Source organism: Paenibacillus sp. NFR01, from assembly GCF_900111565.1.
Classification (GTDB): domain Bacteria; phylum Bacillota; class Bacilli; order Paenibacillales; family Paenibacillaceae; genus Paenibacillus_AQ.
In genome coordinates this window covers 552,695-577,205 of sequence record NZ_FOIK01000002.1, presented here as the reverse complement: position 1 = coordinate 577,205, position 24,511 = coordinate 552,695, and the positions used below count along the sequence as shown (strand labels likewise).

The following is a 24,511-nucleotide window of genomic DNA, read 5'->3' as shown; positions in this document are numbered from 1 at the left end:
TCAAAACAATAAACAGAATGAAAGGAAGTGCAGGTATGCCGAATACGGCAGAAGTGGAAAAGCCCGTGGCCAGTCTGATGGGCGTCACCAAAAAAGTCGGCTCCAAAACCTTGGTCAGCAATCTGACGCTGGACATACCGCAAGGTCAGATCTTCGGGTTTCTCGGTCCGAACGGAGCGGGCAAGACCACTACCATTCGCATGATGGTCGGCCTGATCTCGATCAGTAGCGGGGATATTTTAATCGGCGGACGAAGCATTAAGGATCATTTCGAGGAGGCGGTCGCCCAGGTCGGCGCCATTGTCGAAAATCCCGAGATGTACAAATTTTTGACCGGGTACCAGAATCTGAAGCAATATGCGCGGATGTTCCCGGGCGTCACCAAAGAGCGGATTGACGAAGTGGTAACCCTGGTCGGGCTGGGACAACGCATCCATGACAAGGTAAAAACCTATTCCCTCGGGATGCGCCAACGCCTCGGTGTTGCCCAGGCGCTCCTGCACCGTCCTAAGCTGCTGATTCTGGACGAGCCGACGAACGGCCTCGACCCGCAGGGCATCCGCGAGCTGCGCGATTATCTGCGTCATCTGTGCCAGACCGAAGGGACAACGGTGTTTGTCTCCAGTCACCTGCTCTCCGAGATGGAACTGATGTGCGATGTGGTAGCCATTATCCAGAACGGGCGCCTGATCGAAGTGAAGCAGCTTAAAGCGGTGGCCGGCGCAGCGTTGCCGGTTGGCGAGACGCTTTTTGAGGTCAGCGATCCGCAGGCAGCATTTCAAGTTATCGGCCGCGGCCGCTCCACGGAGGAAGGTGTAGTGGTCGAAGCGACCCGCGAGGAGATTGCCGACATCAATGTCCGGTTGGTCACGGCAGGCGTCAAGGTGTATGCGATCCGCGAGCTGTCCCGCTCGCTTGAGGATCAATTCCTGGAAATTACAGGAGGTGAAGGCATTGAGTAGTTTTGCCGCTCTCATACATAATGAGAATATCAAGATTTACAGCAGGCTCCGTACATGGATCATGCTGTTTCTGCTGGTGCTGATCAGTTTTCTGTTTCCGCTGCTGATTTATATTACCGGTAATTCCGGTGAGCAGGATATCAGCATGTGGGACAGCTTTCAGCTTACGGCTTCGGTTGCCTTTCTGATGAACATGATCTTTACGGTCGTTATTGCATCGGATGCGGTAGCCGGCGAATTCGGCTGGGGGACGATCAAGCTGCTGCTAATCCGTCCATGGAGCCGTTCGAAAATTTTGCTGTCCAAATATATCTCCATGGTGCTGTTCAGCCTGTTGGGGTCGGCGCTGTTTGTGGCTGTGGGGCTGACCGCTTCGCTGATTTTCTCTTCGTCCCATGCGGATACGAGCTCGAATATGTCTTGGACGCCGGCGCAATATTCCTTCCTGGTGCTGCTCTGCCAATATGTCTGGCTGTTCATCATCGCGACGCTGGCCTTTATGGTCTCCAGCGTATTCCGGGCGAGCGGCCTGGCGATCGGTTTGTCCTTGTTCATTACGTTCGCCGGAGACATTATTACAGCCATTCTGAATCCGGAAAGATACAGCTGGGCGAAGTTTTTGATTTTCCCGCACATGAATCTGAACGGATACATCTTGTCCGACACGGGCCCGGGCGGCGTAAGCCTAGGCTTCTCCATTGGCGTATTGGCCGTCTATTATGTGGTGTTTATGGCCGTATCCTGGCTGGTCTTCTGCAAAAGAGACGTGTCCTCCACCTAAAAAAAGGGCAAAAGCGGGAGATTCCCGCTTCAGCCCGCTTCCAGCGTACTCTTCGATTTCGCGGCCCGCTTGGCCGCCTTGTCTGCAGAGCCAACGTTCGATTTCCCGCCCGCCGGCGCTTCGGCGGGCTTTTCGTGCATCACGACGGAACCGTTAAGGATGCTGCCTTCCATAATGTTCAGCGATGACGCTGAAATGTTGCCGTGGAGCTGGCTCCCTCCGGTCATCGTCAACCTGCGGTCTGCGGTTACATTGCCGTAGACCTTGCCCGCGATGATGATCTCCTGGGCTTGGATGCTGGAGTGGACGACGCCATGCTCTCCGACCGTGACGACGCCGAGGCAGAGAATCTCCCCGTTGAAATTGCCTTCAATCCGCAGATTCGTATCGCACTGCACTTTTCCTTCGAGCGAGCCGCCATGCCCAATCAAGGAGTCCGTTGAGCGGTGTGCCGGCTGCTGCTTTTTCGAAAACCACATGTGAATCCCTCCTGATATTTCAGCCGGCCGGGGCCGGCCGTTTAGGGTTTGGTATAGGCCAGCGGGTTGACCGCCTGGTCGTTTTTGAGTACCTGAAAATGGAGATGAGGGCCGGTGCTGCGGCCGGTATTGCCCAGCAGGCCGATTTGCTCGCCTTTTTTTACGGTATCGCCGGCGGTAACGATCATCTTATTCAGATGCATGTACCAGGTTTGCAGGCCGTTTTTATGCTGGATGATGATATATTTGCCTCTGGCGCTCATCTGGTCCGCAGCCACGATGACGCCGTCCATGGCCGCGTACACCGGATCTCCGATCTTGCCGGCGATGTCGATGCCCGAATGATAGGCCGAGGTACCGTTGAACGGGTCGGTGCGGTAACCGAAGCTGGAGGTGATGACCCTGGAGTTGGTCGGCCAGATGACCGCCGGTGCCAGGCGCGCTTTTTCGGCCTGCGCTTTTTTGGCCGCCAGGCTGGCTTCCAGGCGGTTGGCCTGTTCGGCTTCGGTGATTGTGGTCGTGATGCTGCTTACCATCTCGTCAAGCATGCGGTTGATGTCCTCGAAATCGTCTTTCGTCTCCCGCGCCTGCTCCAGTGGCTCGTAAACGGCGACATACTCGCCGCCCACCTGCGGGGTGACATTATGCTCCACCGCTGCGGAAACCGGGCCGAGCCTGAATTGAATGGCGGGCACGGCGGATAGGGCAGAGGACTGGATAACAGGACTCATTGCAAGTGTGGCAGCCGAGACGGTGCCAGAGCCGTCCGGGACCTGGAGGGCCGTAGTATCGCTGTCGCTGTCCGAGCCTTTGCTGCTGCCTTCCTGCTCCTGATCGATTAAAGATTGCAGCTTGGCCTCCAGCTCATTGACGTTTTTCAGCTTGTCTTTAATGTTCTCGGCTTCCTCCGATAATTCCGTCACCTGACTGCGGAGCTGCTGTAAGGTCTGCTCTTTGTCGGCCACCTTGATTTCCATCTGCATATTGGTCAGGGACAGCGCAGCCGCCTCCGCTTCGAGATCGGCGATCGAGCGGGAAGCATGATAATGCATGGAGGTGACGAGGCTGGAAATGGAGAGGGCGGCTGCCGCCGGCAGCGCAAGGGCCATCGGTTTGGATAGCTGGAGCTGCCGAACGGGCCGCCCGGCATCGCGGACGACAAGCAATGTAATCCGGTTATGATCCGGCTGACGTTTCATAGCTTCTCCTTTCTGCGGCCGGACGGCCGCCTTTTACTCTCCGGCAAGTGTCCTACTATTCTATGTATTCCATGCCTTGGCCCAACATGACTACCGCTGCCTGAATAAAGTGGATGCGTTCGGGCAAAACCTGTAATAGTCTGCATTTGATTTGGCGAGGGGGGAGCAAATGATCACCGCAATTTTGATATTATCCCTGTTTATCGCGCAGCTGCTGGCGATTCTGCTTCTGGAATACCGCCGTCCGGAACGGGCGCTGGCCTGGCTGTTTCTTTCGTTCTGCTGCCCTCCGCTCGGACTGGCGTTTTATTATTTTCTAGGCGCCGCGTATTGGCATAACCGGCGGATCCGGCGCCGGGGAGCGCCGCTGCTCCGCGAAATCCGCTCCCACGTAGCCGGGAAGATCACGCCGATAAAGGAGGCTTCGGACAGCCTGAACCGTCCAATGGCCGCGCGGGGAGAACTGCTCCGCCTGTTGACCGGTTTGTCCGGAAGCGCCGTCACTGCCCGGAATCGCAGCCGGGTGCTCGGCAGCGCGCAGGAGGCGTATGCCGCCATGCTGGAAGCGATCGAAGCGGCGCATGAGACGATACATATGGAGTTTTATATCTTCCGCGCGGACGCAACCGGCTTGAAGTTCCGGGATGCCTTGATCCGCAAAGCCCGCCAGGGCGTCAGGGTCAGACTGCTCTGCGACGGGCTTGGCAGCCATGGGCTGGGACGAAAATTTCTGCAGCCGCTGCGGCAGGCCGGCGCGGAGGTTCACCTGTTTCTTCCGCCGCTGCTGGCGCTGCTGGAGCGGCGCTTTAATTTCCGCAATCACCGGAAAATCCTTGTGGTCGACGGTAAAGTCGGATTTACCGGGGGACTCAATATCGGGGACGAGTATTTGGGCATAGATCCGAAGATCGGTCCATGGCGGGATACCCATCTGCAGCTTGAAGGCGACAGCGTTTACCATCTGCAGTATATCTTCATCAAAGACTGGCGCCTGGCGGCAGGCGATTGCATGAGCCATCCGCGATTTTTTCCTGCGCATGACTGCAAGGAGCAGGAAGAAGTGCTAGTCGTCGCCGGAGGTCCGGAAGGGGCGATCGACGCCAGCCAGGAAATGTTCTTTACGGCCATCAGCGAGGCCAAGGAGAGGCTGTGGATGACGACTCCGTATTTTATTCCCGATCCGGCGATCAGCCGGGCACTGAAAAATGCGGTTATGAAAGGAGCAGACGTGCGGATCCTGATTCCGGCCAAGCCGGATAATCCGCTGGTTTATCAGGCTTCGCTGGCGTATCTGGATAACCTGCAGGATGCCGGAGTGAAGTTTTACCGCTATACGGCCGGCTTTATGCATGCCAAGGTGATGATCGTGGACGGGCTGTTCGCCGCAGTCGGCAGTGCCAATCTGGACATGCGCAGCTTCTATTCGAACTTTGAATTGACGGCGCTGCTGTTTTCCCCAGATACCGTCAAAGGTCTCGCCGCTGCCTTCGAACGGGACCTCGGCGACAGCGAGTGGATCGACCCGCAAATATTTAAACAGCGAGGCAGGAAAGTCAAGCTCATCCAAAGTCTTTGTCAGCTCTTATCGCCCCTTTTATGACGAAAAAAGCGGGTTAATCCTTCTATTTCAGAGCGCTGAATATGTTCAAGTCACGTTTTAGCGCTCTTTAGCTCTCTTTTATGCTATAATATAGGGTATAGAGAATAAGATTAAATAAGCTCGCAGGCGAGCAGCATTCATTAATCTTGATTCATCCAATATTCATAAGGGGGAGTTCTATGACTGTAATGGAACAAATGTTGACGAACGATGAGCAGAAGAAGCCGCAAATTCCCGCCAACGTCAGGGCTGCAAGGCTGGCCCAGCGCATCGTAATGCTGATTATCGGCGCTGCTATGATGTCGGTCGCCCTTGAAATTTTCCTAGTCCCCAATCATCTGATCGACGGCGGCATCACCGGCATTTCGATTATGCTGTCCCATATTTTTGGCATTCCCCTCGGTATTCTCTTGACCTTGCTGAACCTCCCGTTTCTCATTATCGGTTACAAACAAATCGGTAAAACCTTTGCCTTATCCACTTTGTTCGCCGTTATCCTGATGTCCATCGGTACGCAGCTTCTGCATCCGGTAGCTCCGATGACCGGGGAACCGCTGCTTGCGGCCGTCTTCGGCGGGGTCATTCTCGGCGTCGGCGTCGGTCTGGTCGTCCGGTATGGCGGCTCGCTGGACGGAACGGAAATCGTTGCGATCATTGTAGCCAAACGGATGCCGTTTTCCGTCGGCGAAGTTGTGATGTTCTGCAACCTGTTCATTCTCTCCAGCGCAGGTTTCGTCTTCGGCTGGAACAATGCGATGTTCTCCCTGATTGCCTACTACATTGCTTTTAAAGTGATCGACGTAACTTTGGAAGGTCTGGACCAATCGAAATCGGTCTGGATCATCAGCGATAAATTCCGCGATATCGGCGAAGCATTGACGGAGCGTCTGGGACGCGGTGTAACGTATCTGGATGGCGAAGGCGGTTTTTCCGGCGATAACAAAAAGGTGATTTTCGTCGTCATCACCCGTTTGGAGGAAGCCAAACTTAAGTCTATTGTCGAGGATTGGGATTCTGAAGCATTTGTCGCTATCGGCAACATCCATGATGTCAAAGGCGGACGCTTTAAGAAAAAAGCAATCCATTAGCAGCTGCCCTCACAAAGCTACGGGCGGCGTGGATGAAGGAAGGTATTTTTACGGAAGAAGAATCATTAACCACGCAATAAACCCGCAGCCGAAGCCGGCATGCGGGTTTATTGCATTTCAGGGCAGAATAGGGGGAGTCCGCGTAACTTACCGCAGCCGGGATACGATCTCTTCGACCGGCTGGGGCGGAACGGCAGCGATCAGATCGCCCAGCGTCTCCAGGCGCTTCTCAATGTTGAGAAGATGGAAATCGGTGGGCGAGACATTCCGCGATACCTCTTCCCACAGCAGCGGCGTGGAGACTGTCGCCAGCGGACGCGCGCGCGGCGTGTAAGGCGCGGCCAGTGTTTTGCCGCCGTAATGCTGCAGGTAGTCGAAGTAGATTTTATCGCCGCGGTTTTTCTTGAGCCGCTCCAGCGTAAACAGCTGCGGATGTTTCTCGGTAACATAACGGCCGACCAGATGCCCGACTTTGCGCAGATCCTCAAAAGTTACGCCCGATCGGACAGGGACGATGATCTGCACCCCGGTGGCGCCGGAAGTTTTGGGCACGGAGGCAAGGCCCAGCGATTTTAACACTTCGCCCACGAGATAGGCGGCCTCCATGATCCGCGGCTCCACTTCCAGGGAAGGATCCAGATCGATCATCCATTCGCAGGGGAGCTCGCTGCCGACATAATGCAGGGAGGGATGGAACTCCAATGCGGCCAGATTGCCCAGCCACAGCAGCTCCGGCAGCCCCTCCAGCACAATGTAGGTAATTCCGTCATGCACGGCGGTGCGGACAAAATCCGGCAGCGGCTGGGGCGCGTTTTTCTGGTAGAAGGACATCCCGGAGACGCCGTGCGGATAACGGATCACCGTTAGCAGGCGGTCACGGCAATACCGCAGCAGATAAGGGGAGAGCGCGGCAAGCTTTTGCAAATAAATGCGCTTCGTAATGCCGGCTTCCGGCCATAACGGCTTGTCCGGATTGGTGATGTCCAGTTCCCGGCCGGCAACGACAATACTGCCTTTTACGGTCGTCGGCATGGCTTACCCCCTTTCGCGTGCTTCGAGCAGGCATTGCTTCGGCGATTGATTGACCTGTGCTTGAATGACGGGCTGGCGTAAAGTTCCCGACGGGTTCCATTCCAGAAAGTGGAGCTTGAATACCAGCTCCGGCGCGATCCATAACGCATCCTTGCTGCGTTCCGGCGTATTTACGAACGGCATCTGCCCGATCGCCAGACGGCGCGCTTCTTCGGTCAGCGCCCGCCAGTCCTGGACGGTCAGCTTTCCTGCTCCGGCATGGCCGATATAATGCAGGCGGCCCGCCCCATCGTACAGGCCGAACAGCAGAGCATTAACGATGCCGTCGCGGAAGGTAACACCGCCGGCGACTGCGGTTACATCAAGGATGTTTTTGCGTTTCTGCCAACGCTTGTCTTTGCCTCCGGGAGTATACGTACTGCCGGTATCTTTGCACACGATGCCTTCAAGGCCGGCCTTTTGCGCCGCAGCGAACAATTCTGCGGGATTCGTATAGCTCGGTACGTTCTGCACATGCGGATGCGGAAGCAGGTGTTCGCCGAGCATTTGCTGGCGTACGGACAGCGGCTGATCGAGCAGCCATACCCCGTCGCAATACAGGATATCGAACACCATATACAAAACGGGAATGCGCGGAGCCGTGGCCCGGATGGCGGACTCTATCTTCAGACTGTCCCGGCGCATGATCTCGTGAAAGGACGGCTTCCCGCTTTCAAGGGCAATAATTTCGCCGTCCAGAATGCAGGATTGGGCCCGGCAGTAGCTTGCAGGCTTTGCCAGCTCAGGGTACTGTAGCGTACGGGGATTGCCCCGCCGGTTCACCAGCGCGGCTTCGCTGCCGTCGAAATAAGACAACATTCTTACGCCGTCCCATTTGAGCTGGGCGATCCACGGGTCCCCTGCCGGCAGTCCGGTCGCCAGTACGGGTTCAAAGGGAACAAGCGGCTTCAGTTTCATCGCCGGGTCCCTTACGAAACCGTATCTTTCGTTTTGGCGCTTGTCCGTTTGCGCTTCGGCACAATGACCGGAATCGGGCCGGTGGCCTCGTTCATGACCGCCGTTCCGGCAGGTACATCCGGTGCAGCCGTCTTGGCTTTAGTGCCGGCTTTGCGTTTCGCCGCTGGCTTCGCGGCGGCGGGAGCGGTGCCGGGATCGGCGGGAATGTGCTGGACTGCCTCGATGCTGGCCTGCAGCGCCGCCATTAGATCGATGACGCTGCTCTCCTGCTTCGCCGGGGCGATGTGGAACTCCTCGCCGGCGATTTTGTGGGAGATCAGATCCAGCATCCGCTGCCGGTAATCATCCGTGTATTTGGCCGGCTCGAACGGTGTGGACAGCTGGGAGATCAGCAGCTTGGCCATCTCCAGCTCCTTGTCGTTCACGGCTCCCGGTTCCGGCAAGCCGGGAACCTGGGAGACCGGCCGGACTTCGTCCGGATAGAAGATCGTTTCGATGGCCAGGCAGTCAGCCAGCACGCGGATGGCGGCAAGGCTGCTCTTGGAGCGGATGGAGATTTTGGCGATGCCGATTTTACCCGTTTGGCGCATGGCCTCCATCAGCAGCCGGTAGGCGTTTGACCCGGCCTGATCGGGTGACAGGTAATACGTCTTTTGGAAGTAGATCGGGTCGATCTCCTGCAAATCCACAAAATCGAGAATCGTTATATTTTTGCTGCTTTCCTCGGTCAATTGCTCCAGCTCGTCCTTGTCGAACAGCACGAATTTGCCTTTTTCATATTCGTAGCCTTTGCCGATTTCCTCCCACGCGACCTCCTTGTCGCATACCGGACATTTGCGGACGTACGACAGCGGGCTGCCGCATTCCTTATGGATGTAACGCAGCGAGATATCCTTGTCCTCCGTAGCGGAGAACATTTTGACGGGAACATGGACCAGCCCGAAGCTGATCGCTCCCTTCCAGACCGTATGCATGGCGTTCGCCTCCTGACGATAAGTGCTTTGGTTTAGTATGGGTTGGAAGGGCGACTTCTAGCCTGCCGCATTATTTGTTTGGAATGGGAAAAAATAAAACCGCTGCACAATAAGCAAATGGAGGCGCAGACGTGAGAGAAGACGAGCATGCCATTTCCGACGCGCTGGATGCCCTCTCCGAGCAGGACATTCCGGCGGAGGCGGTAGATTGGGCCAGCATTACGGCCCGGCCGGAGAACGAGACAGAGGATGCTGCTGAAGCGCAGCGGCTGGATGCCGAAGCGACGATCGAATCGTCGCTGCCGGAAATCGAGTAACGGCGCTGGCCGCCGACTAAATTGGAAGGGAGCAACGATAAGGTGGACGTGAAACGCGCAAAAGATATTTACACTTCGAAAGAAACGATTGCCGTTCATTTGGACGGCGAGCCGGTCTGGATCGAGCATGTGGACGAAGCCAATAAGATGGCTACCGTACAGGTAGGCTCGCGGCCGACCAATACGCATACAGTGGGCGTCGAGCGGCTGGAGGAAGGCTAACCGGAAAATACCGCTCGCATCGGGCGGCTATCAAAGACCAAGCCGGATACACGCACGAGAGTCGGAGGACGGCTGAACTGCAAATATAGCAAAAATGGCCTGGGCGGGAAACCGCCGGGCTTTTTTTGTCTCAGGAAAATAGGGGGCGCGATTGGCTGACCCGGTGAGGTTTAATGCCGCCCTGATTTGCGGCTTGACCCCGGCTTCGTGTTCTAACGGACATGAGCGTCGCTATTTGCAGGAAATAGGCCTATTTCCCAGTCTAACGGACATCAAAGCCGTTAATGCCTTCCATAACGCTTGAAATCAGCCCTCTGCAAGGAAATAGCGTCTCTCAGGTCCGTTAGTTCCATTTATTACGCGTTTTGGGCGAAATAACGGCTCCCATGTCCGTTAAGAGCGTAGGAGGATTGGGAGGTATCCGGCGTGCTGCGTGTAACCATGTGGTGACGAGATTGATGTCAGAAACATTGCAAGTGTACCGCGATAATCCAGACGTTTTGGAGGGAATAACAGCCCTCAGGTTCGCAGATCCGCAGGTCCGCAAGGTCGCAGAAAGCAGTATTTTTCGAGAAGTATCGGCTCCTGTGTCCGTTACGGGATCATCCGTTGCTGTACAGTTGGGAAGAAGACCGGGAGTTCTCCCCCTCTGCGGACTGAAGTTGGCGTTGCTCGAGCGGTGTCCCTGTGCCGTAACTTTGAACTGCGGTTCCCTCTGCTGTTGCGGCGCAACTGTCATGCCGATATAATTAAAAGTATTGTTAATCCCGGTAAAAGACATGAAAAAGGGTGGTAGTTGCGGTTTGAATAATTACTCGGAAACGGTGTTCACCTACCGTTCCTTCGGCTTGCAAGATACGCAGCGGCTTGCAGAAGCGCTTGCCGGACTTTCCTTCGGCGGCATGGTCATCGGCCTGGACGGCGACCTTGGCGCGGGGAAAACGGCATTCTCCCAGAGTTACGCCCGCCATTTGGGCGTGGCTGGGATTGTCAGCAGCCCTACGTTTACGATCATAAAGGAATATGAAGGCCGCTTGCCGCTGTACCATATGGACGTTTACCGTATTTCTTTGGCGGAAGCGGACGAGCTTGGGCTGGATGAATATTTTTACGGGCAAGGCGTCAGTTTGGTGGAATGGAGCAGCATAATCGAGGATTTGCTGCCGCAGGAGCGGCTGCAGATCGGCATCGAAACGACGGGGCCGGATGAACGGCTCATTACGGTGACGGGAATCGGGGAGCGGTACGGCGAGGTATGCCAGGCCCTTCAGACGAAATGGGGAAATCAGGATGAACATGAAAAATAACGGGCCGCGCAAGCGGCTTTTGGCGCTGGATACATCGACGGCCGTGCTCGGGGTCGCCATTACCGAACAGGGAGAATTGATCCGCGAGATCAACGCGACAGGCGAACGGAATCACTCGGTGCATCTGCTGCCGATTATACAGGAAGCGCTGCGGGCGTCCGAGACGGCGCCGGACCGGCTGGAGGGCATTGCCGTAGGCATCGGTCCGGGCTCCTATACCGGTACCCGCATCGCGGTGACGGCCGCCAAAACGCTGGCCTGGGCCTGGAACGTCCCGGTCATCGGCATCTCCAGCCTGCATGCCTTGGCTTGGGGCGGGTACCAAGCGGCATCAGCCGAGCGCGATAGTGCAAGACCGGAAACGGAATGGATCGTGCCGCTGATCGACGCACGCCGGGGGCAGGCTTATACCGCCGTATACGCTGCGGAAAGATCGGCGCCGCCCCGCCGCCTGGCGGCGGACGGCATCCGGCTCATGGCCGATTGGGTGCTGGAGCTGAAGCAGCGGATCGCGGAAGCCGAAACCGAAGGCCAAAAGCCCGGGATCATCCGGTTTGTCGGGGAGACGTCGCTGCACGGAAGGAACGAAGTGCTGGAGCCTCTGTTCCTCGAAACCGAGGTGGCAGTCGCTCCTTACGAACTGGAGGGCCGCTGGGTTGGACTTTTGGGGGCGAGCGGCATTTATCGTGCTGCGGATGACGCGCATGATTTAATTCCGAACTATACCCAGCTCTCCGAAGCAGAAGCCAATCTCCGCCGGAGCCGGGAAGGGAGCCTGAATCAGCCATGAGCGAAGCGGAGTCATACAAAGAGCAGGAATCGCGGCTGATTTTCCGGCCGATGAAACTTCAGGACATCCCGGAAGTGATGGAGATTGAGCATGAGGCGTTTACGATGCCGTGGACGGCGGAGGCGTTCCGCAATGAGCTGACCCATAACCATTTTGCCAAATATATGGTGATGGAGCTGGACGGGCGCATTATCGGTTATGCGGGGATGTGGGCGATCGTCGATGAAGCGCATGTCACCAACATCGCGCTGCTGCAAATGTTCCGCGGGCGCAAATGGGGCGAGCGACTGATGGACGAGCTGATGAAAACGGCGGTACAGGTCGGAATGAAGTCCATTACGCTGGAGGTCCGGGTCTCGAACGAGGTAGCACAGAATCTGTACCGCAAAAAAGGATTCCGGCCCGCCGGCACCCGCCGGGGCTATTATTCGGACAACCGGGAGGACGCGCTCATTATGTGGGCGGATTTGCCGGCTTATGAGGAGCCGGGAGTGATGGAAGGAAGAGTGGATTACCCATGACGAAGTTAACGGGCGCGGCTGCGCCCGCATTGATATTAGCCATTGAAACCAGCTGCGACGAAACCTCGGTTGCCGTCGTCAAAGGCGGAACCGAAGTGCTGTCCAACATCGTGTCCAGCCAGATCGAAACGCATCGCGCCTTTGGCGGCGTCGTGCCGGAGGTGGCTTCCCGCAAGCATGTGGAAGTCATCACTCGAATTGTCGAGGAAGCGCTCGCCGAGGCGAAGGTCAAGCCGGCTGAGCTGACGGCCGTCGCCGTGACGCAAGGCCCGGGGCTGGTCGGCGCGCTGCTCGTCGGCGTCGTAGCGGCCAAAGGACTGGCGCTGGCTTGGGACAAGCCGCTCATCGGCACGCATCATATCGCCGGGCATATATATGCCAACCGTCTCGTTGAGGAGCTGCAGTATCCCTGTATGACACTGGTCGTTTCCGGCGGCCACACCGAGCTGGTGCTGCTGGAGCGGGAGGGCAGCTTCCGTATCATTGGCCGCACGCGGGATGACGCCGTTGGCGAGGCTTATGACAAGGTAGCCCGTGCGCTTGGGTTTCCGTATCCGGGTGGCCCGCATGTGGACAAGCTTGCGCGCGAAGCGGAGGAAGCGGTGCCGCTGCCGCGAGTCTGGCTGGAGCCGGGCTCATACGATTTCAGCTTCAGCGGCCTCAAATCGGCCGTACTGAATGTCGTTAACCAGAGCAAGATGAAGGGGCTCGAGCCCGATGTGGCCGGCATTGCCCGCGGCTTCCAGGAATCGGTCGTCGAGGTGCTGGTGGAGAAGGCGGTCCGCGCGGCCAAAGCTAATGACGCTAGACAGCTGCTTCTGAGCGGCGGCGTAGCCGCGAATAAAGGGCTGCGCGAGGTGCTGATCCGCCGCTGCGCGGAAGAGGGCATCAAGCTGATCATTCCGCCTCCGGTCTACTGCACAGACAATGCGGCGATGATCGCGGCGGCCGCCGATGTCAAATGGCGGCATGACGGCGGCGCTCCGCTGGACCTGGTCGCCGATCCGGGGCTTTCGCTGGAGAATTGGTCGGTCAGGGAACCCGCCTATTGACATCCCGGATGGGCGATGGGTATAATGTTCCCAATTATAAAGTGAAACGCAATGAAGGGAAGCAGTAGGGAAGCTCCGGGTCAAGAGAGCTGCGGGTGGGTGCGACGCAGCCGATGGAGTCCTGAACTCGTCCATGAGCGGAACGGTGGAAGCGGGCGGCGCCTAATGCGGGCGGCAGCGCGATGTACATCGTGTACGGGTAGCCTCCGTGATCGGGCATTGAGGTGGGTCTTTGGGCTTCGGGCGAATGTAATGCCTGAGGAGAAGATCAACAAGAGTGGTACCGCGGCGGTCATTCGGCCCGTCGTCTCTTGCAGGAGACGACGGGCTTTTTTGCGTCTCCATCATTTTAGCTGAGATCAAAACATGACTCGTGAAGAACGGGAGCAGTAAATGCCGGGGGCGAACAGAGAGCTGCGGGAAGGTGCGACGCAGACGCCAGCACAGGCATTGAACTCGCCCGGGAGCGGAGCGGCGGAAAGCGAAGCAGCGTACGCCGTTACGGCAGGTCCCCGTTATCGGACTTCATCGCCCTGTTACCGGTTCGGCCAAACCGGCGGCAGGGCGGCGGATAAGCTGGGCGCAGCAGAGGGTATGCCGGTAGGCAGCCTCAAGCGCCAATGAGAGTGGTACCGCGGTGGGGCAACCCGTCGTCTCTTCCGGAGACGGCGGGTTTTTTGCGTTTGCAGGAATAAAGATTGGATGTTAGGAGGCTCACGCACAGTATCGGCATGGCTCAACAGCATGCGCGCCGCTTTGCGAGGATTGTTTAGGGGGACGCTGCCGGCAGCAGGCGGGCGGGGAAAGGGCAAGGCGCAGGTCGACATGCGTTTTGCAGGCAAGTGAATCAGGTGTGAAATCAACTGACCAGGAGGAACGAAGATGATTATTCCCGTGAAAAAACGTATCCAGATTTTTGATACCACGCTGCGAGACGGTGAGCAAGCGCCCGGCGCAAGCCTGACGCCGGAGCAGAAAATCGTGCTGGCCAAAAAGCTGGCCGCCCTGGGCGTCGATGTGCTGGAGCCCGGCTTCCCGGTGTCCAGCCCCGGCGACTTCGCGGCGGTAGAGACGATCTCCCGGCTCGTTCACGGCGTTGAGATCTGCGGCTTTGCACGCGCGGTCAAGGGCGATATCGACGCCGCCGTCCGCGCTACCCGCGATGCCGAACGCCGGCGGATTCACCTGTTTATTTCCTCGTCGGATATCCATCTGCGCCATCAGCTGCGCAAAAGCAGACCCGAAGTAGTCGCGGCTGCGCGTGAAATGACGGCTTACGCCAAACAATTCAGCGATGCCGTGGAATTCACGGCGATGGATGCGGCGCGGACGGGAATCGACGATTTGATCGAAATGGTCGAGGCCGTCATTGAGGAGGGGGCGACGATCATCAACCTGCCCGATACCGTCGGGTATGCGCTGCCGCAGGAATACGGCGAGATGTTCCGCCGCGTGCGGGCCGGCGCCCGCGGTGCGGACCGGGTCGCGTTCAGCGCACACTGCCATAACGACCTGGGGCTGGCCGTCGCGAACAGCCTGGCGGCGATCGGCGGCGGGGCGACGCAGATCGAAGTGACGGTCAACGGCGTCGGCGAGCGCACCGGGAACTGTGCGCTCGAGGAGCTGGTGATGGCGCTGGAGACGCGCGGAGACGCACTGAACGCCAAGACCGGCATCGCCCTGGAGCAGCTGTACGAAACGTCGCGGATGATCAGCGGCGCGATGCATTTTCCGATCGCTTACAATAAGCCGGTCGTCGGCCGCAACGCGTTCCAGCATGAATCAGGTATCCATCAGGACGGGCTGCTGAAGGATCGCAGCAACTACGAGATTATGGATCCGGAGCGGCTGGGCATCCCGCGCAGCATGATCGTGCTCGGCAAACATTCCGGCCGGCATGCCTTGAAGGACCGCGCGGCCAAATACGGCATCGCGCTGGAAGGCCAGGAGCTGGACGCGCTGTATGACGCGTTCAAGGTGGCGGCTGACCGCCAGAAGACGGTCAGCGACGACGAGCTGCTGCGCATGGTCAGCAGCGCCACGGGCCAAGGCGTCCAGGTGTATGAACTGGGCGACGTGCAGGTGCTCGCCGGCAGCGCGCCGCACCGCGTGGCGGCCGTGTCGGTCCGCCACCTCAGCAGCGGCCGCGAGGCATCTTACACGAGCACGGGCAGCGGCCCGCTCGAGGCGGTCATTTCGGCGATTGCCCAAGGCATCGCCGAGGAGATTGCCTTCGCCGGGCTGGAGCTGCACTCGCTGGGCAGCGGTGAGGATGCCCAGGCGGAAGCGGCGGTGATGGTGGAGCGCGGCGGCCGGCCATTCCGGGGGACAGCGGTCCACCGCGATATCGTAATGGCGGCCGGCCTGGCCTACATCGCGGCCTGCAATTCAGCGCTCCTGTCTTCCGAAGAAGAGGAGAATGCCGCAGCGGCTCAATAAATGCCGCAGTCTTGACGAATTCCGGCATTTTTTGGATAAAGGGATTTGTCAAGCTGTGGACAAGGTTATCCACATATTCTTGCGGTTTTGTGTAAAAAGCGTGTAAAATCAGCAAATCCGCCGATTTTTTTAACCCGGTTTTTCCCTGTAAAAGGCGGCGCGCCTTTCTGTGAGAATTGTGGATAATGTGGATAAAATGGTGGATAAAAAGTCCTTGACAATTAAAATGGCGGTATAACGCATAAAAAAGGCCCAATTGGGCCTTTTTTAAACCGCACTTATGCACGGAAACTGTGGATGAGCTTGTGTATAAGCGGATATGAACAAAATCGGAAAGTTAAAAAATATTTCGACGGTGTAAACCGGCACTATTCGCCGGCCAGCGTCTCCCATTCGTCGAACCAGGCGGCAAGAAGTGCCTTTTTCTCCTTCAGCTGACTCTCATGTTCCTGCAGGGCCATGTAATCCTGATACACTTCGGGTTGGGTCATTTCGGCTTCGATTCCGCCAATTTCCGTCTCCAGCCGGGCGATGGATTCCTCCAGCTCCCCAAGCCGCCGCTGACGGTTACGCTCTTCGCGTTTGGCCTGTTTATCGGCTTCATAGGAAGAAGCGCTGCTTTTATCGGCAGACAGGGGATCCGGCTCCGCAGCTTTGGAGGTTTTAAGAGCTGCCTGCTCCGCCTCGTCCAGGGCGATGGCTTCGAGCTCGCGTTTTTTCTCCGTATAGTCGTCATAGTTACCGAGATAATGGTTCACGCCGCCGGGATGCAGTTCCAGCACGCGCTCGGCCATTTTGTTCAGGAAGTACCGGTCATGGGAGATGAACAGCAGCGTGCCTTCAAAATCGATCAGCGCCGCTTCCAGCACCTCGCGGCTGACCAGGTCGAGATGGTTGGTCGGTTCGTCGAGAATGAGCATGTTGGCGCCGCGCAGCATCAGCTTGGAGAGCGCGACCCGCGCTTTTTCGCCGCCGCTTAAGGCGGAGACCTTCTTCAGGACATCTTCGCCGCTGAACAGGAAATTGCCGAGCACGGTCCGGATGCGCGCTTCCTCCAGCATCGGATATTCGCTCCACAGCTCTTCCAGAACTGTATTCTTCGGATTCAGACGCGTCTGCTCCTGATCGTAGTAATCAATCTTGACCTTGGCGCCCCAGTTCACCGTTCCGGCGGAAGGCTGACGGCTTCCGGTCAGGCATTGCAGCAGCGTCGATTTGCCGATCCCGTTCGGCCCGATCAGCGCGGCCGTTTCGCCCCGGCGCAGTTCAAAGGATACGTCCTTAAACAGCGGCGCGGCGCTCTCATTAAAGGCCACGGAGACATTGCGGACCTGCAGCACTTCCTTGCCGGACATGAAATCCGGCTCAAATGAGAAGCTCGCCTTTTTCAGATCGCCGAGCGGTTTCTCGATACGGTCCATCTTCTCCAGCGCCTTACGCCGGCTCTGTGCCCGCTTGGTGGTGGAGGCGCGCACGATGTTCTTCTGTACAAAATCCTCCATCCGCTGGATTTCATCCTGCTGCTTCTCGTATTGCTTCATGCGGGATTCGTATTCCGCCGCTTTCAGCTCGATATACCGGCTGTAGTTGCCGGTGTACCGGCGGGACTGATGGCGTTCGATCTCGACGATGGTCGTCACCAGCCGGTCGAGGAAATACCGGTCATGGGACACGACGAGGATGCCGCCCGGATAGCTGCGCAAATAATCCTCCAGCCAGGTCAATGTCTCGATGTCCAGATGGTTGGTCGGTTCGTCGAGCATAAGCAGATCCGGTGCCTGCAGCAGAATGCGGGCGAGCGCGAGCCGCGTCTTCTGTCCGCCGCTGAGCGTGGCGATCGGCGTGTCCGGGGCAAACGAGCCAAAGCCCATCCCGTGCAGCACGCTGCGGATGCGCGTCTCCATCTCATAGCCGCCGTGGTCCTTGAACCAGTCCGAACGTCGGGCATAACGCTCCAGCAGCTCTTCGTACCGCTTCTCGTCCTCCGCCAGCACCGGATCGGCGATGTCCGCTTCCAGCTGCCGCAGCTCCGCCTCGGCTTCGATCAGCGGGGCGAAGACGGCCAGCATTTCCTCCTGAATGGTTTTGTCGGATTGCAGGCCGCCGTTCTGGGCCAAATAGCCGATCGTCGTTTCTTTGGATTTAAAAATCTGCCCGCCGTCATAAGACATTTCGCCGGCCAAAATTTGCAGAAAGGTCGATTTGCCGGCGCCATTGACGCCGACGAGCCCTACCCGTTCCTTTTCGCCGACCTGCAGGCTGATGCCGTCCAATATGTTTTGAATTCCGTATGATTTTGTGATTCCTGTCGCTTGAAGAAGCATACCGATTGAAACCTCCGCCCTTGCGTATTTCAAGCGGAGCTTGAAGCTCCGCGCGTTTAGACTTTTATCTTCTAGTTTACATGAAAAGCAGCCGCCGCGCGAGATGATTCGCGTAACAGGCGGTATGACACGACCTTGGCGAACCGGGGAGAAGAGTGGTAAACTGAATTTACATACGATGATACGCTTTGCAGAAAATCCATTAGAGGAGGCACGCCGATGGAAGGCAGCCATTCCGCGGCCAGCCTGAAACGGCAGCTGCGTGCCGAGTGTGCCGCCGCGCGGGGCGGCCTGTCTCCTGAAGAAAGACGGGAGCTGTCGGTCCGGGCCTGCGCGCATGCGCAGGATTGGCTTCAGGCCTCAGGCGCGGAAACGCTGCTCGCTTACATGCCGCTGCGGTCGGAGCTGGACACGCGGCCGCTGATTGCCGCGGCCTGGGCGGCCGGGCGACGGGTCCTGCTGCCCCGGGTCATTCCGGGCAGCAGCTCCATGAGTTTGCATGAGGTGCGCTCCTGGGAAGAGCTGGCGCCCGGCACTTACGGCATTCACGAGCCGTTGCCAAGCATCCTCAGCTGGGATGCCGTACCGGATGCCGTGCTGGTTCCCGGGCTGGCCTTCGACCGCCGGGGCGGCCGGTTGGGTTACGGCCAGGGATATTACGACCGGCTGAGGGCGCTGTGGCGCAGCGAAGCACCCCGCGGCGGCGTACAGCCGGTGTGGGCCGGGCTGGCCTATGAATTGCAGCTTGTGACAGAGGTGCCGATGGAACCCCATGACGCCTTCATGGACATGCTGATCACCGAGAATGGCATCTGGCGCTGCCGGAAGGAGAACAAATGACGGAATTCACCCATTTTAATGAGCAAGGCCGGGCACGGATGGTGGATGTGAGCGAGAAGGATATTACGAAGCGCTCCGCCACGGCGCAGAGCATGGTAAAGATGGCGCCAACAACGCTTACGGCCATCAAGGCAGGCAAGATCGGCAAAGGCGATGTTCTGGCCGTGGCCCAAGTTGCAGCAATCATGGCGGCCAAAAAAACCGCCGACTGGATTCCGATGTGCCACCCGCTGCCGCTGACCGGCGTGGATGTCGGCTTCGCGGATAACAACAACGATGAGCTATATATAGAAGCAACAGTGAAGACGACCGGAAAAACCGGCGTGGAGATGGAGGCGTTGACGGCCGTCTCGACCGCGGCATTAACGGTGTACGACATGTGCAAAGCGCTGCAAAAGGATATGGTGATCGGGCCGACGCGGCTGGTTGCCAAGAGCGGCGGCAAAAACGGGGATTACTCGCTGGAAGACAAGTCTTCTTTGGACTCCGGCGAAGGCGGGGCATAATTGAAGCAGCAAGCCTCCGCTCATATACATATATATAAAAAGGGAGGGACCAACCATGGCATGGAAAACAGCGATCCTGACGGCCAGCGACAAAGGAGCCAGAGGCGAACGGGAGGATACGAGCGCCCAAGTCATTCGGGAGCTGGTGGAGGAGGAGCTTGGCGGCGAGATCATCGAATACCGGATTGTGCCGGATGAGCAGGATGAGATTATCGCCGCTTTGATTGAACTGACGGATTATTTCCAGGCCGATTTGGTTTTGACGACGGGAGGCACGGAACTGGCCATCCGCGATGTGACGCCCGAGGCGACGCGGCGGGTCATCGAACGCGAAGTGCCGGGACTTTCCGAAGCGATGCGCAGCACGGTGATGCAGAAAAATCGTGCGGTTATGCTGTTCCGGGGCATTTGCGGCATCCGCGGCCGGACGCTGATCGTCAACTTGCCCGGTACCCCCAAAGGGGTACACGAGAATCTGGCCGCCGTAATGGACCAGCTTCCGGAAGCGCTGTTGATGGTCACCGGACAATATCGGGAGTAACATCCTTTTCTTCTTGCCGACATAATAAAACACTACTGCGCGCTTGGATGTGTGACATAAGTTATGGTATTATGAATATATTGATAACGATACCATGGAACGGCAAGGGACAAGGAGGACTGTTATATGCTCAACTCGATTGGTGCTCCGGGAATTATTTTATTGGTGATTCTGGCGCTTCTGCTGTTCGGGCCGAACAAACTGCCCGAGCTGGGACGAGCGGTGGGACGGACATTCAGAGAATTCAAAGACGGGGCGCGGGAGATCATCAGCGAACCGCAGCCGGCCTCAAAAAGCGAGACGCCCGCAGCAGCGGTTGCCCCGCAAACCGTGGCCGCAGAGCTTCCGCAGGACAAACGCCTGCCGGAATAATATCAGTACCATTTACGCGGGGGCGTTGCACTCAGTGCCGGAGAATCACTGGGAGGGCAGCCCTCTTTTTTTGCGATTGTTAAAATTCCCGGGAGAAGTAAAGAAGGTTTTGGGGTCCCCGCAAAGTACCTGGCCCGGCTTCGGAGCAAATGCTCCACTTTGTGGGGAGATTTTACATATGAATCGGGTGGTGTCTTTCATGGCCGCTATTGACGAAGAAATGTCCGTCGTTGATCATTTGACTGAGCTTCGTAAAAGAATCATTTACATTCTGCTCGTATTTGTGGCGGGTCTCATCGGCGGACTGTTTGCCGCCAAGCCGATTTACGATTATCTCGTTACCGCCGATTCGGTCAAAGGGTTCGTCCTGCACGCGTTTTCCTTCTGGGACGGGATCGGCATGTACATGAAAATCGCCGGTGCCGTGTCTCTGGTGTTCACCGTGCCGTTTACGGCCTATCAGCTGTGGGCGTTTGTCAGCCCCGGCCTGCGCCCGGTGGAGCGGAGCGTAACGCTGCGGTATGTGCCGTATGTCTTTGTTCTTTTCGTGCTCGGGCTTGCGTTCGGCTATTATGTGATTTTTCCGATGGCCTTGTCGTTCACCGTTTCGGTGACACGCAGCATGGGCCTGGAGGAGACGTATGGCATTGCCGAATACTTCAGCTTCATGTTTTCGCTGGTCATTCCGCTTGCGCTGCTCTTCGAGCTGCCGCTGGTTGTCATGTTTCTGACCCGGCTGCGCCTTCTGAACCCGCTGAGATTGCGGAAAATCCGCCGTTATGCCTATTTTGCGCTCGTATTTATCGCGGTGGTTATCACGCCGCCCGATTTCATCTCCGACCTGCTCGTCACTGTCCCGCTGCTGGCGCTGTACGAATTCAGTGTACTGTTGTCGTCGCTGGTGTACCGCAAGCAGCTTGCGGCGGACGCCGCGCGGGAAGCCCGATATGTCCGGGGAGCGGAATCTTGAACCTCTGGCGGCACACTTACCGTGCCGGAGAAGCTGCGGTAACCCGCGCTTTTCCGGCAAGCATATTTTTCCTGACGGTGGCAACAATGTATGAAGGTGTGAAACGGACAGGCCCCCGCACCATATTTTTTCCAAAAACGAAGCGTTTTTACGCAAAAGGACTTGAAATCCGCAGACAGTTTGAGTATCATAAAAATTGTTGTTAGCACTACTGAGTGTCGAGTGCTAACGTAGGAAAAAACATATGGAGCCCCACGGGGCAAACAACATAATTTCAAAGGAGGCTATTTTTCATGATCAAACCACTAGGTGAACGCGTACTGGTACAGCCTATCGAGCAGGAACAAACCACTTCTTTCGGAATTGTGCTTCCGGACTCTTCCAAAGAGAAGCCGCAAGAAGGCAAAGTGATCGCAGTCGGCAATGGCGCTGTAAAAGACGGCGTGCATGTTGCGCTGGAAGTAAAAGTCGGCGACCGCGTGATTTTCTCGAAATATGCCGGAACCGAAATCAAATACGAAGGTAAAGAATACCTCATCATGAAGGAAAGCGACATCCACGCGATCCTCGAATAGGCCGCAGCCGCTTCATAAGCAAGCCGAAGACCAAGTACTTAATTAGCGAATAACCATACATTAGGAGGGTTTACACAATGGCAAAAGAAATCAAGTTCAGTGAAGACGCACGCCGCTCGATGCTGCGCGGGGTTGATGCTTTGGCAAACGCGGTAAAAGTAACGCTCGGACCGAAAGGCCGCAACGTCGTGCTTGAGAAGAAATTCGGTAGCCCGCTGATCACGAACGACGGCGTAACGATCGCCAAAGAAATCGAACTCGACGACGCGTTCGAGAACATGGGCGCACAGCTCGTTAAAGAAGTTGCCACCAAAACCAACGATGTAGCCGGCGACGGTACTACAACTGCAACGGTTCTGGCTCAAGCGATGATCCGCGAAGGCCTGAAGAACGTAACGGCAGGCGCTAACCCGATGGTCATCCGCAAAGGCATCGACAAAGCGGTTCGCGCAGCTGTAACCGAACTGCAAAACATCGCCAAACCAATCGAAGATTCCCAAGCGATCGCACAAGTAGCGGCCATTTCCGCTGCCGACGAAGAAGTGGGCCAACTGATTGCCGAAGCGATGGAAAAAGTGGGCAAAGACGGCGTTATCACCGTTGAAGAATCCCGCGGCTTCCTGACCGAGCTGGAAGTGGTTGAAGGCATGCAATTCGACCGCGGCTATGTGTCCCCTTACATGATTACCGACACCGACAAGATGGAAGCGGTTCTCGACAACCCTTACATCCTGATCACCGATAAGAAAATCAGCAGCACCCAAGAAATTCTTCCGCTGCTCGAAAAAATCGTGCAACAAGCCCGTCCGCTCGTCATCATCGCCGAGGACATCGAAGGCGAAGCGCAAGCGATGCTGATCGTGAACAAACTGCGCGGCACATTTAACGCTGTAGCTGTAAAAGCTCCTGGCTTCGGCGACCGCCGCGAAGCCATGCTGCAAGATATCGCTGCCCTGACCGGCGGCCAAGTGATCACCGAGAAGCTCGGTCTGGACCTGAAGAGCACAACCGTAGATCAATTGGGTAATGCCCGTCAAGTGCGCGTAACCAAAGAAAACACGACGATCGTTGACGGCAGCGGCGACAAAGCCGACATCACGGCCCGCGTGAACCAAATCCGAGCTCAACTGGAAGAAACCACTTCCGAGTTCGACAAAGAAAAACTGCAAGAGCGTCTGGCGAAGCTGGCTGGCGGCGTAGCCGTAGTCAAAGTCGGAGCAGCTACCGAAACCGAGCTGAAAGAACGTAAACTGCGCATCGAAGACGCCCTGAACGCAACCCGCGCTGCGGTTGAAGAAGGCATCGTATCCGGCGGCGGTACCGCCCTGGTGAACGTATATGCTGCTGTGGCTGCCGTAGAAGCAACCGGCGACGAAAAAACCGGCGTGAACATCGTTCTGCGTGCGCTGGAAGAGCCTGTACGCACCATCGCTGCCAACGCAGGCGAAGAAGGTTCCGTTATCGTTGACCGCCTGAAAAAAGAAGCGGTAGGCGTAGGCTACAACGCTGCTACCGGCGAATGGGTGAACATGTTCGAAGCGGGGATCGTTGACCCTGCCAAAGTAACCCGTTACGCGCTGCAAAACGCTGCTTCCGTAGCGGCTATGTTCCTGACCACCGAAGCGGTCATCGCCGACAAGCCAGAGCCTGAAAAAGGCGGCGGCATGCCGGATATGGGCGGCATGGGCGGTATGGGCGGCATGATGTAATAAAGGGTTAAAATCCTCCGCAAGACGTTAAATTAGAGGCTTTGCATGAGTTGTGATAACTTGTGCGAAGCTTCTTTTTTTATTGTCCTGGTAGTTGCATGTATGAGCGTCGGGATTGGTTAATGGGTCCGGAGCCACTAAGTCTGGGTGGACGGGTGATAGGGGGGGCCGGGAGAGGGGCCTTGACAAAAGGTTACCTGCAAAATATTAACCTATTGTACACTATTATGGGGTTAATATGGCTTGGTCGGAGCATCCGGGTGTGATAAAATTAAAGTATAAACTACGACTCGGTTGCTTAAGGAGGACCTTATGACGACTACATTCCATTTCTATTCCGGCAATCCTTCCTTGGACTTGATCAATACCGAAGAAATGAAAAGAGGTAAGCGGGTCGATTCGCTCTCCGGGCCTGAGGACCTCGCCCTCTGGGTGCAGACCTTGATCTCCATGGGTGCCTTCGTACAGGAGCAGTTCGGTGGTTCCACGGAGAAGGTAAATGAGGCTGTGCTGTCCGAGGTGAAGGTGCTCAGAGCCAAGCTCCGCGAGCTGTTCGAGAAGAGTGCCGATGGTGGAACACCGCCGCCGGAATGCATTGGATACCTGGAGCTTCTCCTCAGGAATGCCCCATTGTCATACCAATATAAGGCGGATCGCCTGATTCCTGTACCCTTGGGCTCCTTTCAGGCCTCGCTGCTCTCCTTAATCGCGCTGGATGCGCTGGAGATCTGCACAATCGGCAAGCTGCAGGGGCTTCACCGCTGCGGCAATCCCAGATGCATCTGGCTCTATCTGGATTATACCGGCAAGCGGAAGTGGTGCTCAATGAAGCTGTGCGGAAACCGGATGAAGGCTTCCCGGTTCAAGGTGAAGTCCGAAGGACAGCAGGAGGAGCTAACCTCTCTATAAAAAGCGCAATAGGGCAGGCCTCCACGGTAAGCAAGGAGGCTGCCC

26 protein-coding genes are annotated in these 24,511 nt (G+C 57.1%); 20 read left to right on the top strand and 6 right to left on the bottom strand.

What is annotated here, in order from left to right:
• Nucleotides 1-35 precede the first annotated feature (35 nt).
• Nucleotides 36-962 carry an ABC transporter ATP-binding protein gene (locus tag BMW84_RS13850; RefSeq protein WP_254772983.1) on the top strand — a complete coding sequence of 309 codons (927 nt, stop codon included), beginning with the start codon at nt 36-38 and terminating at the stop codon, nt 960-962.
• Nucleotides 955-1,743 carry an ABC transporter permease gene (locus tag BMW84_RS13845; protein ID WP_091069372.1) on the top strand — a complete coding sequence of 263 codons (789 nt, stop codon included), beginning with the start codon at nt 955-957 and terminating at the stop codon, nt 1,741-1,743. Before BMW84_RS13850 ends, BMW84_RS13845 begins: the two co-directional genes overlap by 8 nt.
• 29 nt (nt 1,744-1,772) lie before the next feature.
• On the opposite strand, the gene BMW84_RS13840 is transcribed toward BMW84_RS13845, so the two are convergent.
• Nucleotides 1,773-2,222, bottom strand: a complete 450-nt coding sequence (locus BMW84_RS13840) for a bactofilin family protein (RefSeq protein ID WP_091069371.1) — start codon at nt 2,220-2,222, stop codon at nt 1,773-1,775.
• 41 nt (nt 2,223-2,263) lie between these two features.
• On the bottom strand, nt 2,264-3,421 hold the full coding sequence (locus tag BMW84_RS13835; RefSeq protein ID WP_091069368.1) for a M23 family metallopeptidase: 1,158 nt from the start codon (nt 3,419-3,421) through the stop codon (nt 2,264-2,266).
• A 169-nt stretch (nt 3,422-3,590) separates the two neighbouring features.
• On the opposite strand from BMW84_RS13835, the gene cls reads away from it, so the two are divergent.
• Both cls and BMW84_RS13825 read left to right on the top strand, forming a co-directional pair.
• Nucleotides 3,591-5,021, top strand: a complete 1,431-nt coding sequence (cls, locus tag BMW84_RS13830; protein ID WP_091069366.1) for a cardiolipin synthase — start codon at nt 3,591-3,593, stop codon at nt 5,019-5,021.
• 197 nt (nt 5,022-5,218) lie between these two features.
• Nucleotides 5,219-6,109, top strand: coding sequence for a YitT family protein (locus BMW84_RS13825; protein WP_254773002.1), 891 nt, complete (start codon nt 5,219-5,221; stop codon nt 6,107-6,109).
• 147 nt (nt 6,110-6,256) lie between these two features.
• On the opposite strand, the gene ligD is transcribed toward BMW84_RS13825, so the two are convergent.
• Genes ligD through BMW84_RS13810 form a run of 3 tightly spaced genes read right to left on the bottom strand, consistent with a single transcriptional unit; the run spans nt 6,257 to nt 9,072 of the window.
• A complete protein-coding gene (ligD, locus tag BMW84_RS13820; RefSeq protein WP_091069362.1) occupies nt 6,257-7,141 on the bottom strand; it encodes a non-homologous end-joining DNA ligase in 885 nt (294 codons plus the stop codon).
• Between the two features lie 3 nt (nt 7,142-7,144).
• On the bottom strand, nt 7,145-8,098 hold the full coding sequence (locus tag BMW84_RS13815) for an ATP-dependent DNA ligase (protein WP_091069359.1): 954 nt from the start codon (nt 8,096-8,098) through the stop codon (nt 7,145-7,147).
• 11 nt (nt 8,099-8,109) lie between these two features.
• Nucleotides 8,110-9,072, bottom strand: a complete 963-nt coding sequence (locus BMW84_RS13810) for a non-homologous end joining protein Ku (RefSeq protein WP_091069358.1) — start codon at nt 9,070-9,072, stop codon at nt 8,110-8,112.
• Nucleotides 9,073-9,203: 131 nt separating this feature from the next.
• On the opposite strand from BMW84_RS13810, the gene BMW84_RS13805 reads away from it, so the two are divergent.
• From BMW84_RS13805 to BMW84_RS13770, 8 genes are all read left to right on the top strand, one after another.
• Nucleotides 9,204-9,389 carry a hypothetical protein gene (locus BMW84_RS13805; protein ID WP_091069355.1) on the top strand — a complete coding sequence of 62 codons (186 nt, stop codon included), beginning with the start codon at nt 9,204-9,206 and terminating at the stop codon, nt 9,387-9,389.
• Nucleotides 9,390-9,431: 42 nt separating this feature from the next.
• The gene (locus tag BMW84_RS13800; RefSeq protein WP_091069353.1) at nt 9,432-9,611 is read left to right on the top strand and encodes an H-type small acid-soluble spore protein; all 180 of its coding nucleotides are present in this window, start codon (nt 9,432-9,434) and stop codon (nt 9,609-9,611) included.
• Between the two features lie 848 nt (nt 9,612-10,459).
• Nucleotides 10,460-10,918, top strand: coding sequence for a tRNA (adenosine(37)-N6)-threonylcarbamoyltransferase complex ATPase subunit type 1 TsaE (gene tsaE / locus BMW84_RS13795; RefSeq protein WP_254773001.1), 459 nt, complete (start codon nt 10,460-10,462; stop codon nt 10,916-10,918).
• Nucleotides 10,902-11,708, top strand: coding sequence for a tRNA (adenosine(37)-N6)-threonylcarbamoyltransferase complex dimerization subunit type 1 TsaB (tsaB, locus tag BMW84_RS13790; RefSeq protein ID WP_091069349.1), 807 nt, complete (start codon nt 10,902-10,904; stop codon nt 11,706-11,708). The genes tsaE and tsaB overlap by 17 nt, the downstream gene beginning before the upstream one ends.
• Nucleotides 11,705-12,229 (top strand): ribosomal protein S18-alanine N-acetyltransferase, encoded by a 525-nt coding sequence (gene rimI, locus BMW84_RS13785; RefSeq protein WP_091069347.1) that lies wholly within the window; start codon nt 11,705-11,707, stop codon nt 12,227-12,229. The genes tsaB and rimI overlap by 4 nt, the downstream gene beginning before the upstream one ends.
• Complete coding sequence (gene tsaD / locus BMW84_RS13780; protein WP_091069345.1) at nt 12,226-13,281, top strand: tRNA (adenosine(37)-N6)-threonylcarbamoyltransferase complex transferase subunit TsaD; 1,056 nt, start codon at nt 12,226-12,228, stop codon at nt 13,279-13,281. The genes rimI and tsaD overlap by 4 nt, the downstream gene beginning before the upstream one ends.
• Nucleotides 13,282-13,674: 393 nt before the next feature.
• Nucleotides 13,675-13,905, top strand: a complete 231-nt coding sequence (locus BMW84_RS13775) for a hypothetical protein (protein ID WP_091069343.1) — start codon at nt 13,675-13,677, stop codon at nt 13,903-13,905.
• A gap of 258 nt (nt 13,906-14,163) precedes the next feature.
• Nucleotides 14,164-15,720: a 2-isopropylmalate synthase gene (locus tag BMW84_RS13770; RefSeq protein WP_091069341.1), complete on the top strand. Its 1,557-nt coding sequence runs from the start codon at nt 14,164-14,166 to the stop codon at nt 15,718-15,720.
• A 368-nt stretch (nt 15,721-16,088) separates the two neighbouring features.
• On the opposite strand, the gene BMW84_RS13765 is transcribed toward BMW84_RS13770, so the two are convergent.
• Nucleotides 16,089-18,044, bottom strand: a complete 1,956-nt coding sequence (locus tag BMW84_RS13765; RefSeq protein ID WP_091069338.1) for an ABC-F family ATP-binding cassette domain-containing protein — start codon at nt 18,042-18,044, stop codon at nt 16,089-16,091.
• A gap of 219 nt (nt 18,045-18,263) precedes the next feature.
• On the opposite strand from BMW84_RS13765, the gene BMW84_RS13760 reads away from it, so the two are divergent.
• From BMW84_RS13760 to BMW84_RS13725, 8 genes are all read left to right on the top strand, one after another.
• Nucleotides 18,264-18,884 (top strand): 5-formyltetrahydrofolate cyclo-ligase, encoded by a 621-nt coding sequence (locus tag BMW84_RS13760; protein ID WP_091069336.1) that lies wholly within the window; start codon nt 18,264-18,266, stop codon nt 18,882-18,884.
• Nucleotides 18,881-19,390 carry a cyclic pyranopterin monophosphate synthase MoaC gene (moaC, locus tag BMW84_RS13755; RefSeq protein ID WP_091069334.1) on the top strand — a complete coding sequence of 170 codons (510 nt, stop codon included), beginning with the start codon at nt 18,881-18,883 and terminating at the stop codon, nt 19,388-19,390. Before BMW84_RS13760 ends, moaC begins: the two co-directional genes overlap by 4 nt.
• 55 nt (nt 19,391-19,445) lie before the next feature.
• The gene (locus BMW84_RS13750) at nt 19,446-19,931 is read left to right on the top strand and encodes a MogA/MoaB family molybdenum cofactor biosynthesis protein (RefSeq protein ID WP_091069332.1); all 486 of its coding nucleotides are present in this window, start codon (nt 19,446-19,448) and stop codon (nt 19,929-19,931) included.
• A gap of 126 nt (nt 19,932-20,057) precedes the next feature.
• Nucleotides 20,058-20,303: a twin-arginine translocase TatA/TatE family subunit gene (tatA, locus tag BMW84_RS13745; protein WP_091069329.1), complete on the top strand. Its 246-nt coding sequence runs from the start codon at nt 20,058-20,060 to the stop codon at nt 20,301-20,303.
• 199 nt (nt 20,304-20,502) lie between these two features.
• Nucleotides 20,503-21,273, top strand: coding sequence for a twin-arginine translocase subunit TatC (tatC, locus tag BMW84_RS13740; RefSeq protein ID WP_091069758.1), 771 nt, complete (start codon nt 20,503-20,505; stop codon nt 21,271-21,273).
• Between the two features lie 293 nt (nt 21,274-21,566).
• On the top strand, nt 21,567-21,848 hold the full coding sequence (gene groES, locus BMW84_RS13735; protein WP_091069327.1) for a co-chaperone GroES: 282 nt from the start codon (nt 21,567-21,569) through the stop codon (nt 21,846-21,848).
• A 77-nt stretch (nt 21,849-21,925) separates the two neighbouring features.
• Nucleotides 21,926-23,557 carry a chaperonin GroEL gene (gene groL, locus BMW84_RS13730; protein WP_091069325.1) on the top strand — a complete coding sequence of 544 codons (1,632 nt, stop codon included), beginning with the start codon at nt 21,926-21,928 and terminating at the stop codon, nt 23,555-23,557.
• Between the two features lie 312 nt (nt 23,558-23,869).
• Nucleotides 23,870-24,466, top strand: a complete 597-nt coding sequence (locus tag BMW84_RS13725) for a CGNR zinc finger domain-containing protein (RefSeq protein WP_091069323.1) — start codon at nt 23,870-23,872, stop codon at nt 24,464-24,466.
• The last annotated feature ends 45 nt before the right edge of the window (nt 24,467-24,511 follow it).

Excerpts from the sequence above, each read along its gene's own strand:
- BMW84_RS13810 (WP_091069358.1), bottom strand. The coding sequence starts at position 9,072 with ATGCATACGGTCTGGAAGGGAGCGATCAGCTTCGGGCTGGTCCATGTT.
- tatA (WP_091069329.1), top strand. The coding sequence starts at position 20,058 with ATGCTCAACTCGATTGGTGCTCCGGGAATTATTTTATTGGTGATTCTG.
- BMW84_RS13835 (WP_091069368.1), bottom strand. The coding sequence starts at position 3,421 with ATGAAACGTCAGCCGGATCATAACCGGATTACATTGCTTGTCGTCCGC.
- tsaB (WP_091069349.1), top strand. The coding sequence starts at position 10,902 with ATGAACATGAAAAATAACGGGCCGCGCAAGCGGCTTTTGGCGCTGGAT.
- tatC (WP_091069758.1), top strand. The coding sequence starts at position 20,503 with ATGGCCGCTATTGACGAAGAAATGTCCGTCGTTGATCATTTGACTGAG.
- BMW84_RS13765 (WP_091069338.1), bottom strand. The coding sequence starts at position 18,044 with ATGCTTCTTCAAGCGACAGGAATCACAAAATCATACGGAATTCAAAAC.
- moaC (WP_091069334.1), top strand. The coding sequence starts at position 18,881 with ATGACGGAATTCACCCATTTTAATGAGCAAGGCCGGGCACGGATGGTG.
- groES (WP_091069327.1), top strand. The coding sequence starts at position 21,567 with ATGATCAAACCACTAGGTGAACGCGTACTGGTACAGCCTATCGAGCAG.
- groL (WP_091069325.1), top strand. The coding sequence starts at position 21,926 with ATGGCAAAAGAAATCAAGTTCAGTGAAGACGCACGCCGCTCGATGCTG.
- tsaD (WP_091069345.1), top strand. The coding sequence starts at position 12,226 with ATGACGAAGTTAACGGGCGCGGCTGCGCCCGCATTGATATTAGCCATT.
- BMW84_RS13750 (WP_091069332.1), top strand. The coding sequence starts at position 19,446 with ATGGCATGGAAAACAGCGATCCTGACGGCCAGCGACAAAGGAGCCAGA.
- cls (WP_091069366.1), top strand. The coding sequence starts at position 3,591 with ATGATCACCGCAATTTTGATATTATCCCTGTTTATCGCGCAGCTGCTG.
- BMW84_RS13725 (WP_091069323.1), top strand. The coding sequence starts at position 23,870 with ATGACGACTACATTCCATTTCTATTCCGGCAATCCTTCCTTGGACTTG.
- BMW84_RS13850 (WP_254772983.1), top strand. The coding sequence starts at position 36 with ATGCCGAATACGGCAGAAGTGGAAAAGCCCGTGGCCAGTCTGATGGGC.
- BMW84_RS13815 (WP_091069359.1), bottom strand. The coding sequence starts at position 8,098 with ATGAAACTGAAGCCGCTTGTTCCCTTTGAACCCGTACTGGCGACCGGA.
- BMW84_RS13775 (WP_091069343.1), top strand. The coding sequence starts at position 13,675 with ATGCCGGGGGCGAACAGAGAGCTGCGGGAAGGTGCGACGCAGACGCCA.
- BMW84_RS13840 (WP_091069371.1), bottom strand. The coding sequence starts at position 2,222 with ATGTGGTTTTCGAAAAAGCAGCAGCCGGCACACCGCTCAACGGACTCC.
- rimI (WP_091069347.1), top strand. The coding sequence starts at position 11,705 with ATGAGCGAAGCGGAGTCATACAAAGAGCAGGAATCGCGGCTGATTTTC.
- BMW84_RS13770 (WP_091069341.1), top strand. The coding sequence starts at position 14,164 with ATGATTATTCCCGTGAAAAAACGTATCCAGATTTTTGATACCACGCTG.
- ligD (WP_091069362.1), bottom strand. The coding sequence starts at position 7,141 with ATGCCGACGACCGTAAAAGGCAGTATTGTCGTTGCCGGCCGGGAACTG.
- BMW84_RS13760 (WP_091069336.1), top strand. The coding sequence starts at position 18,264 with ATGGAAGGCAGCCATTCCGCGGCCAGCCTGAAACGGCAGCTGCGTGCC.
- BMW84_RS13825 (WP_254773002.1), top strand. The coding sequence starts at position 5,219 with ATGTTGACGAACGATGAGCAGAAGAAGCCGCAAATTCCCGCCAACGTC.